The following is a 10470-nucleotide window of genomic DNA, read 5'->3' on the forward strand; positions in this document are numbered from 1 at the left end:
ACCAACGCTTCCACCACCTGCTCGAACGGCACATCCTGATGCGCATACGCACCCAGCGCCGTCTCCCGCACCCGCCCCAACACCTCACGGAACGACGGATCACCCGACAGATCCGTCCGCATCACCAACGTGTTCACGAAGAACCCGATCAAGCCCTCCGTCTCCGCACGATTCCGGTTCGCCACCGGCGTGCCGACGACCACATCGTCCGACCCCGCATGCCGCCCCAGCAGCACCACATACGCCGACAGCAGCGTCATGAACATCGAGACACCGCACTCACGCGACAGCTCACGCAGGCCCTCGGCGACGTCGTCCGGGATGTGGATGCCCATGGTGGCGCCGGCGAATGAACGCACGGGCGGGCGCGGGCGGTCGAGGGGGAGGTCCAGTTCCGCCGCGCCGGAGAGTCGGTCGCGCCAGTAGGACAACTGACCTTCCAGCACGTCGCCCCGCAGCGACTGCCGCTGCCACACGGCGTAGTCCGCGTACTGCACCTCGAGCGGCGGCAGCGGGTCGGCCTCGCCGGCGCGGAACGCCTCGTACAGGGCCATGAGCTCACGGTGGAAGACGGAGTCCGACCACTCGTCGAAGACCACGTGGTGCAGCGCGACCACGAGGACGTGCTCGCCGTCGCCCGCGCGCAGCAGCGTCGCGCGGATCAGCGGTCCGGTCGACAGATCGAACGGCACCTGCGCGTCGGCCGCCGCCAACTCCCGTACGGTCTGGGCCGGATCGGCGCTGCCGGAGACGTCGACGACCGGCAGCGGGAACGGCGCCGGCGCGTCGATCACCTGGTGCGGCACGCCGTCCGCACCGGCCACCAGGCGCGTGCGCAGCACCTCGTGCCGGGCCACCACACCGCTCAACGCCGCGCCCAGCGCCGCCACATCGGGCGTGCCGTCCCAGCGCACGCGCATCGACAGGTTGTACTCGGTCGAATCGGGTTCCAACTGGCTGAGGAACCAGAGGCGCTGCTGGGCAAAGGACAGCGGAAGGGGCCCGTCGGGACGCGGCTCCCATGCACGGCGCGATACCTGCTCTCCCTTGAGGCGTCGCTTCAGCAATTCCCGCTTGGCGTCAGAAAGCATCAGTTGTCCCCTGCAAATGAGAAAGCTGAATAAGTGCATGCCGGTGCGTCGTCAGGAGAATCCCCCGCCTCACCATGGCACACCGCTGGATCATTGATCCAGCGGCGCCATGGCGTACGTGGCGTGCGGTCACCGGCAGTCATTCCGGCGCCGTGTTCAACTGCTGCGCGGCGGCGTTTGAACGCCCTGTCGCGCTCTCCGGGGGCTCTCCGCAGTGCTGTGCGGCGCCCTGTCCCGCCCTACGGCCGCGTGGCGGCGAGCTCGTACAGATCCGTTCCCGCGAGCTTGGGCTGCTGGTTCACCGCGACGGTGAAGCCGTGCCGTTCGAGGAGGTCGGTGAGGGTCCGGAGCCTGCCGGCCTCGTCGTGGACCTCGGCGACGATGTGGCCGATGAGCGGCCAGTGCGCGTCCTCGACTCCCGCCAGGACCAGGTGTTCCGCACGCTCCACGTCGATCTTCAGCAGGCTGACCTCCGGCAGGTCGTGGGCCCGGATCAGATCGGAGACGGTGAGCGTGGGCACGGTCATGCCGATACCGCGGTGCAGATCCTTGACTATCTCGCCGATGTATTCCTCCGGGATTCCGGTGTTGCGCAGAAATACCCGGGTGTTCTCGTCGTCTGCCTGCTGGTCCGCGAACAGTCCGGAGTTTCCGGTCGACCTCGGGTAATAGGTGAATGTCGCCTCGCCGGACCGGTCGGCCACCGCACTGCGTACGGCGACGGCGCCCGGCAGATGACTACGCAGATTCGCCTCCAGACAGGAGAACGTGGTCGGCGCGGGTTCCACGGACACGATCCTGAGGTCACGTACTTTCCAGCCGAACATCAGAGAGACGATTCCGATGTTCGCCCCGACGTCGAGGACGGTGTCACCGGGCCGCAGCGCGTCCGCGGCCGACCTGTAGAGCCCCACGTCCACGGCCTCCGCCCACAGGACTTTGGCCTCCGCCGGGCTGACGCAGGTGATCCTGCGCCCGTTGGGAAGTTCGTACGTGCTGGTGTGCTCCGTCGTCATGCGGACACCCCTCCGTCCTGCTGCCCGCTGCGGGTGATCTCGGCGCTCAGGTAGGCGCCGATGGCCTCGGCGCTCTCGCCGTAGAAGACGGTCGAGTGCTCGCCGGGCACGTCCACGACCTCGGGACCGCGCGTGACGGGGATCTGCCACTGCTCGAGGGTCCACTTGTACGGCTTGGGCTTGTCGTCGCGCGGCATGAGGAGCACGACCCTGCCGTCGTAGTTGCGCATGCCTCGGTGCATGAGTTCGCCGTAGTACGAGTAGGCGAGATGGTTGATGGCGAGGGCGCGCATGATCCGCAGCGCGTGCTTGTCGCCCTCGCGGACGCCCTTGCCGATCTCGTCGTCCGGCGCTCCGAGCTTCAGGACCTTCTTCTCGTCGGCGCGGGAGAGCTTCGTCCCCTCGGGTCCGTCGAGTGCCGATTCGAGCGCGGCCAGCAGCTTCTTGTCGGACCGGCCGAACGCCTGGGTCGGCATGCGCCAGGCGAAGGGCTGGCGGGCCGGCGCCATGAGGAAGACGCCGCCGACCTCCTTGCCCATGGCCGTGAGCTGGCGTGCCATCTCCAGCGCGACGTACGAGCTCCCGGACTGCGCGACCAGCAGGTACGGGCCTTCCTTCTGCACCCGCAGCATCTCGCCGATGTACGTGGTCGCCATCTCCTCGACGGACGACGGCGGCGCGTCCTCGCCGGTCAGGCCGCGTTCCTGCAGCCCGTAGAGCCGCTGCCCCTCGGCCAGGTGCCCGGCGACCTCGGCGAACGCGGCGACCTCGCCGGTCAGGGTGTGCACGGCGAAGATCGCGGGGCTGGTCCGGCCCGCGCGGATGGTCACCACCGAGCGGAGCTCGGGGTCCTCTGCCTGGATCTGAATCAGCGGCGCGGCGGACGCGAGGGTCGGGTGGTCGAAGAGGTCCCCGACGCTGATGTCGTGGCCGGCGCCGCGGATACGGCCGACGATCTGGGTGACGAGGAGCGAGTTGCCGCCCAGCTCGAAGAAGTTGTCGTGGACGCCGATCCGCTCGATCCCGAGGACCTCGGACCAGATCTCCGCGAGCAGTTCCTCCGCCTCGCCCGACGGCGCGATGTACTCCGTACTGGTGGAGCGAACCGTCTTGGGCTCCGGCAGCGCCGCCTTGTCCACCTTGCCGTTCGTGGTGAGGGGCAGCCTCGACATCTCGGTGAAGGCCGCTGGGACCATGTACTCCGGCAGGGTCCGCAGCAGCAGTTCCCGCAGGTCGGCGGAGTCCGGGATACCTTCCTCGTGGTCGGTGGGCACCAGGTAGGCGGCCAGCTTGCGGTCGGCGGCCTCCCCGTACGTGGTCACGACCGCCGTGCGCACGGCCGCGTGCGCGGCGAGGGCCGTCTCGATCTCGCCGGGTTCGACGCGGAAGCCCCGGATCTTCACCTGGTGGTCGATCCGGCCGACGAATTCCAGTCGGCCGTCCGGCAGCCAGCGCGCCTGGTCACCCGAGCGGTACATGCGGCTGCCGTCGGCGGCGAAGGGGTCGGCCGTGAACCGCTCGGCGGTCAGGCCGGGGCGGCCCAGGTATCCGCGGGCCACGCCGGTGCCGGCGATGTACAGCTCGCCCGTCATCCCGACGGGGACGGGGCGCAGCCGGTCGTCGAGGACGTAGACGCGGGTGTTGCCCATCGGGGCACCGATCGGCGGGACACCGTCCGCGTCGGGGTCGAGGACGGCGATGCTGGCGCAGACCGTCGCCTCGGTCGGACCGTAGGCGTTCAGGAGGCGGTACTCGCGACTCCAGCGGTTGGCCGCGGCCTCTTCCAGTCGCTCGCCGGCGGTGATGAGGGTGCGCAGGCCCTTCAGGTCGGCGGGCTCGAGGACGGCGAGCAGGGACGGCGGCAGCGTCGCCACCCGCACGTCCTTCTCCCGGACGAGGGCGGCCAGGGCGCGCGGCTCGCCGCGCTCCTGCGCGGTCGCCACGACCAGTCGGCCACCGGCGGCCAGGGTCACCGCGACCTCGGACACGGCGGCGTCGAAGCCGAACGGGGCGAACTGCAGCACCGCGTCGCCTTCGCCGACGCCGAACGCTCCGGCCTGGGCGATCGCGAGGTTCACGACACCCGCGTGGGCCACCTGGACGCCCTTGGGACGGCCCGTCGAGCCGGACGTGTAGATCACGTACGCCAGTTGGTCGGGCGTCGTCGGCGCCTCGGGGGCACTCGTCGGCAGCTCCGCCAGCGCGGCGACGACCGCCGGGGCGTCGACGACCACGGTCCGAAGGCGTCCGACCGGCAGCTCGTCGACCAGTTCCTCGGTGCCTACGAGCACCGTGGCCCGGCTGTCGCTCAGCATGAAGCCCAGCCGGTCGGCGGGGTACTCCGGGTCCAGCGGCAGGTACGCGCCGCCGGCCTGCCAGACGGCGAGCATCGCCACGACCATGTCCACCCCACGGGGCAGACACAGCGCCACCACGGACTCCGAGCCCACGCCGGCCGACCGCAGGTAGTGCGCCAGACGGTTCGCCCGGCCCGTCAACTCCGCGTATTCGACGGAGACTTCGCCGCAGACCACTGCCACCGCGTCCGGCGTCAGCGCCGCCCGCTCGGCGATCAGCTCGTGCACCCCGCCCACCGACGGCAGCGACTCCGCCGTCGCGTTCCACTCACGTACGACCTGGTCGTGCTCGGCCGCCGTCAGTACCGGCAGCTCACTCACCGGCCGCTCGGCGTCCGCGCCGACAGCTCCCAGCAACGTCACGATGTGCCCCGCCATCCGCTCGACCGTCACCGCGTCGAACAACGCGGTGCTGTACTGGATTTCTCCGGTCAGGGCACCGTCGTCCTCCCCCAGCGCCACGACCATGTCGAACTGAACCGGCAGCAGACCCGTGCCGGTTTCGATGCCCATGCCGGCCCCGTCGGCCCTCCTCCGGTCGGAGGCCGAGGTTCCGGCCGCCTCGGCCGCGTAGTTGAAGGAGACGCGGGTGAGGGGGCCACGGGTACGGTCCCGTACATCGGCGATGGCGTCCACCACCTCCTCGAACGGCAGGTCCTGGTGCGCGTACGCACCGAGGGCCGTCTCGCGCACCCGGCCGAGGAGCTCGGCGAACGTCGGGTCGCCGGAGAGATCCGTGCGCAGCACGAGGGTATTGACAAAGAACCCGATCAGGCCCTCGGTCTCGGCACGGTTCCGGTTGGCGACCGGCGTGCTCACGACGATGTCGTCGGAGTCGACGTAGCGGCCCATGAGGACGTCGAAGGCGGCGAGCAGCGTCATGAACATCGTCGTGCCGTGCTCGCGCGACAGCCCCTTGAGCGCCTCCGCCGTCCCCGCTGGCGCCTCGAACCGCACCATTGCGCCCTCGGTGGAACGCACGGCCGGCCGCGGCCGGTCGGTGGGCAGCTCCAGTTCCGACGCGCCGCTCAACTTGCCGCGCCAGTACGCGAGATGGGAATCGAGCACATCGCCGGTCAGCCGCTGCCGCTGCCAGGCGACGACGTCCGCGTACTGGAACTCCAGCGGCGGCAGCGGGTTCGGCTCGCCCGCACGGAACGCCTCGTACAGGGCGGCCAGTTCACGCTGGAAGACCCGGTCCGACCACTCGTCGAAGACTACGTGGTGGATGACGAGCGACAGCACGTGCTCGTCCGCAGCGATCCGTACGAGCATGCCCCGCAGCAGGGGGCCGTTCGCCAGATCGAACGGCGTCAGGGCGTCCTTCGTGACCACGTCGTTCGCTGCACCCTGCGGATCCACGCTCCCGGAGACGTCGAGGACGGGGAGGGGCATGGGGGCCGGCGCGTCGATGACCTGGTATGCGACGCCGTCGGCGCCGGCGACCAGACGGGTGCGGAGGACCTCGTGCCGGGCGACGATCGCGTTCAGTGCGGCGCTCAGGGCCTCGAGGTCGACGTCGCCGTCGAGGCGGAGGCGGGTGGACATGGTGTACTCCGTCGAGCCGGGCTCCAGCTGGTCCAGGAACCACAGGCGCTGCTGGGCGAAGGAGAGCGGAAGCGGCTGCGTACGGTCCGCCAGTGCGACGGGCGGCGCGGCGTCTGCGGCGGAGGTCTCGACCGCGGCCGCCAAGCCGCGCACGGTCGGCCGGTCGAAGAGCGCCGACAATGGCACCTCGGCCCCGAACGCCTCCCGTATCCGCGAGATCACCTGTGTCGCGAGCAGCGAGTGACCGCCCAGGTCGAAGAAGGAGTCCATGGCACCGACCCGGTCCACACCAAGCACCTGCGACCAGATCCCCGCCAGCAGTTCCTCCGAGACCGTGGCCGGAGCGACGAAGGCGGTGTCCAGTTCGCCGCGCAGCTCGGCCGGCTCGGGCAGGGCCTTGCGGTCGATCTTGCCGTTCGGAGTCAGCGGCAGCGCCGCCAGCTCGACGAACACCGACGGAACCATGTACTCCGGCAGCCCGGCACGCAGCCAATCGCGCAGCTCACCGGCCAACGGAGCCCCGTCCGCCTGGTCGGCGGGAACCACGTACGCCACCAGGCGACGCTCCACACCCTGTCCGTGACCCACGACCACCGCCGAGCCGACGGCCGGATGCCCGACCAGAGCCGTTTCGATCTCACCCGGCTCGATCCGGAAACCACGCACCTTCAGCTGCTCATCGGCGCGGCCCAGGAACTCCAGCCGGCCATCGGACATCCACCGCACCCGGTCGCCCGTCCGGTACATCCGCGAACCGTCCGCCGCGAACAGATCGGCGACGAACCGCTCGGCCGACAGCCCTGCACGGCCGAGGTAGCCACGGGTCACCCCGGCACCGCCGATGAACAGCTCACCCGCCACACCCACCGGCACCGGCTCCAGCCGACCGTCCAGGACATACACCTGGGTGTTCGCCACCGGCGACCCGATCCCCAACGACCCCTCCGAGGTGACCTGCTCGCACGTCGACCAGATCGTCGTCTCCGTCGGCCCGTACATGTTCCAGACACCCGCCACGCGCTCCACCAGCGCACGTGCCAAGCCGTCCGGAAGTGCCTCACCACCGGCCAGGGCCACGAGATCCGGCGATCCCGCCCACCCATCGGCGACCAGCGTCTGCCAGGTCACCGGTGTCGCCTGCATCACCGAGACGCCCCAGCGCTCCAGCTCGCCGGCCAGCGCGCCCGGATCGCCCACCACCTCACGGTCGGCGACCACGACGCGGCCGCCCACCACCAGCGGAAGCCACAGCTCCAGACCCGCGATGTCGAAGCCCCACGTCGTCACGGCCAACAGCACATCGTCCGAGTCGAGCCCCGGACGTTGTGCCATACCGGCCAGGAAGCTCACCAGGCTTCTCTGGCCGACCAGGACACCCTTCGGGCGACCGGTCGACCCGGACGTGTACAGCACGTAGGCCAACTGGTCCTCGGCACACGGCACATCGAGGGCCGCGGACGGGAGGCTCTCCAGTGCCGACCGCGTCTCCGCGTCGTCGAGCCAGACCACCGAGGCGACCGACTCCACCGGCAGCCCACCAGCCACCGACCGGTGACCCACCAGCACACCCGCACCACTGTCGGCGAGCATGAACTCCAGCCGGTCCGACGGGAACTCCGGATCCAGCGGCAGATACGCACCCCCCGCCAGCCACACCGCAAGCCCCACCACAACCATGTCCACGCCGCGCTCCACACACACCGCGACAACAGACTCCGCACCCACACCCACCGACCGCAGATGACGCGCCAGACGGTTCGCCCGACCCATCAGCCCGCCGTACGTGACCGACTCCCCGCCGGCCACCACAGCCACCGCATCCGGAGCCGAGGCGGCCCGCTCAGCAATCAGCCCCTGCACCCCACCGACCCCGGACACCTCCACATCCGTGTCGTTCCAGCCCCGCACCACGACGTCCCGCTCACCCGCGGTCAGCACCGGAAGCTCGTCAACCGTCCGGTCCGCGTCCGCCGCGACAGCGTCCAGCAGCGTGACCAGATGCCCCGCCATCCGCTCCACCGTCGCCGCGTCGAACAACGCGGTGCTGTACTGAATGCCTGCCTGGAGCGTGCCGTCGCCGGACTCCTCCAGCATCAGCCACAGGTCGAAGACCGCGGCCACCTGGCCGGGTGCGCCGGCGAGCCGCTCCTCGGCGTCGGCCGTGCCGCGGACCTCCTCGCCCTCTCCCGCCCCGTAGCTGAAGAACACCTGGAAGAGCGGGGTGCGGGACCGGTCCCGCTCCGTCACGAGTTCGTCCACCAGCTGCTCGAACGGCACGTCCTGATGCGCGTACGCACCCAGGGCCGTCTCGCGCACCCGACCGAGCAGCTCCGTGAACGACGGCTTGCCCGCCAAGTCGCCCCGTAGCACCAGGGTGTTGACGAAGAAGCCGATCAGGTCCTCGGTCTCGGCCCGGTTCCGGTTGGCCACCGGCGTGCCCACAACCACGTCGTCCGCCTCCGCGTACCGCCCCAGCAGGACGTTGAAGGCCGCCAACAGCGTCATGAACATCGAGGTGCCGTTGGAGCGGGACAGAGCGCGCAGCGCCTCCGCCGTCTCGGCCGAGACCGTGAACGGTGCCATCGCCCCCTCGGTCGACCGCACCGGCGGGCGCGGACGGTCGGTGGGGAGGTCGAGTACGGGCGCCTCGGCCAGCTGTTCGGTCCAGTAGGCCAGTTGTCCTTCGAGGACGTCGCCGTCGAGCCACGCGCGCTGCCAGGCCGCAAAGTCCGCGTACTGCACAGCCAGCGGCGGCAGCGGGTCGGGCTCACCGGCCCGGAACGCCTCGTAGAGCGTGACGAGTTCGCGTCGCAGGATCCGCGCCGACCACTCGTCGGACACGACGTGGTGCATCATCAGCGCCAGCAGATGCTGCCCCTCGCCGAGCCGTATCAGGGTGGCCCGGACCAGGGGGCCGTCGGCGAGACGGAACGGCGCCATCGTGTCCAGGAACGCCAGCCGCTCGGCCTCGCGCACCGGCTCGGCGCACCCGGAGAGGTCCACCACGGGCAGCGGGAACTCGGCGGGCGGATCGATCACCTGGTGGGGCACGCCGTCCGCGTCCGCCACCAGCCGGGTCCGCAGCACCTCGTGGCGGGCCACGACCGCGGTGAGCGCCTTGCCGAGGGTCGCGACGTCCAGGTCACCGTCCCAGGGGAGGTACATCGGGAGGTTGTACTCGACCGATCCGGGCTCGAGCTGGTCCAGGAACCACAGACGCTGCTGCGCGTACGACAGCGGCAGCGCGTCGTCCCTGTTGACGACCGTCCACGCCGGCGCGGTCGCACCGGGCGTGGTGGCGGCGAGGACGTCGGCGAGGCCCGCGACCGTCGGGTGGTCGAACATGGCCGCCACGGGGATGTCGGTGCCGAACACGTCGCGGACGCGGGACACGACCTGGGTGGCGAGGAGCGAGTGCCCGCCCAGCTCGAAGAAGTTGTCCGCCGCACCGACGCGCTCCAGGCCCAGGAGCTGGGCCCAGATGTCGGCGAGCAGCACCTCTGTGGCCGTGCCCGGCGCCACGAACTCGCCCGCCGCACCCGTCCACGCGCTGTCCGGGTCGGGCAGGGCGGCGCGGTCGAGCTTGCCGTTGGGGCTCAGCGGGAGGGCCGCGAGTTCCACGAACCCGGAGGGGATCATGTAGGCGGGCAGTCGGCTGCCGGCGTACGCGCGGAGGTCGGCGACGGTCGGGGTGCCGGCCGTCTGATCGGCGGGGACCAGGTACGCGACGAGGCGGCGGTCCTCGACATCGCCGAAAGCGGCGACGACGGAGGTACGGATCCGGGGGTGGCCGGTCAGGACCGCCTCGATCTCCGCATCAGGCACCACCCCCGCACGCTCCGCGATCAGCTCATGCACCCCACCCACAGCCGGCACATCCACCGACGCCGCATTCCATCCCCGGACCAGCACCTCGCGCTCACCCGCCGACACCACCGGCAACGCGCCCACCCGCTGACCGGCATCCGCCGCCACCGCCGACAACAGCGTGACGAGATGCCCACCCAACCGCTCCACCGTCACCGCATCGAACAACGCGGTGCTGTACTCGAACTCCGCACCCAACCGCCCACCACTGTCACTCAGCACCAGACGCAGATCGAACTTCGCGAGGACCTCGTCGACACCGCTGCCGCTCTCGAACGAGCCGCCGCCCTCGACGAAGTCGTAGTTGAACAGGGCCTGGAACAACGGCGTCCGCGAGCGATCCCGCTCCGACACCAACGCTTCCACCACCTGCTCGAACGGCACATCCTGATGCGCATACGCACCCAGCGCCGTCTCCCGCACCCGCCCCAACACCTCACGGAACGACGGATCACCCGACAGATCCGTCCGCATCACCAACGTGTTCACGAAGAACCCGATCAAGCCCTCCGTCTCCGCACGATTCCGGTTCGCCACCGGCGTGCCGACGACCACATCGTCCGACCCCGCATGCCGCCCCAGCAGCACCAC

General features: G+C 70.5%; 3 protein-coding genes. All 3 read right to left on the reverse strand.

Annotated elements, in window-relative coordinates:
- The coding region (locus tag EAO72_RS16180; RefSeq protein WP_261991504.1) for a condensation domain-containing protein at positions 1-1091 on the reverse strand (1091 nt) is incomplete at its 3' end.
- A gap of 239 nt (positions 1092-1330) precedes the next feature.
- The gene (locus EAO72_RS16185; protein ID WP_148018043.1) at positions 1331-2107 is read right to left on the reverse strand and encodes an FkbM family methyltransferase; all 777 of its coding nucleotides are present in this window, start codon (positions 2105-2107) and stop codon (positions 1331-1333) included.
- Positions 2104-10368, reverse strand: a complete 8265-nt coding sequence (locus EAO72_RS41970; RefSeq protein WP_410090359.1) for an amino acid adenylation domain-containing protein — start codon at positions 10366-10368, stop codon at positions 2104-2106. Before EAO72_RS41970 ends, EAO72_RS16185 begins: the two co-directional genes overlap by 4 nt.
- Positions 10369-10470 lie beyond the last annotated feature (102 nt).

This window comes from Streptomyces sp. OR43 (assembly GCF_008042275.1).
In the GTDB taxonomy this organism is placed as follows: domain Bacteria; phylum Actinomycetota; class Actinomycetes; order Streptomycetales; family Streptomycetaceae; genus Streptomyces.

What these genes read in the sequence shown, in the direction of transcription:
- EAO72_RS16185 (WP_148018043.1), bottom strand. Translation starts at nt 2,107, where the DNA reads ATGACGACGGAGCACACCAGCACGTACGAACTTCCCAACGGGCGCAGG.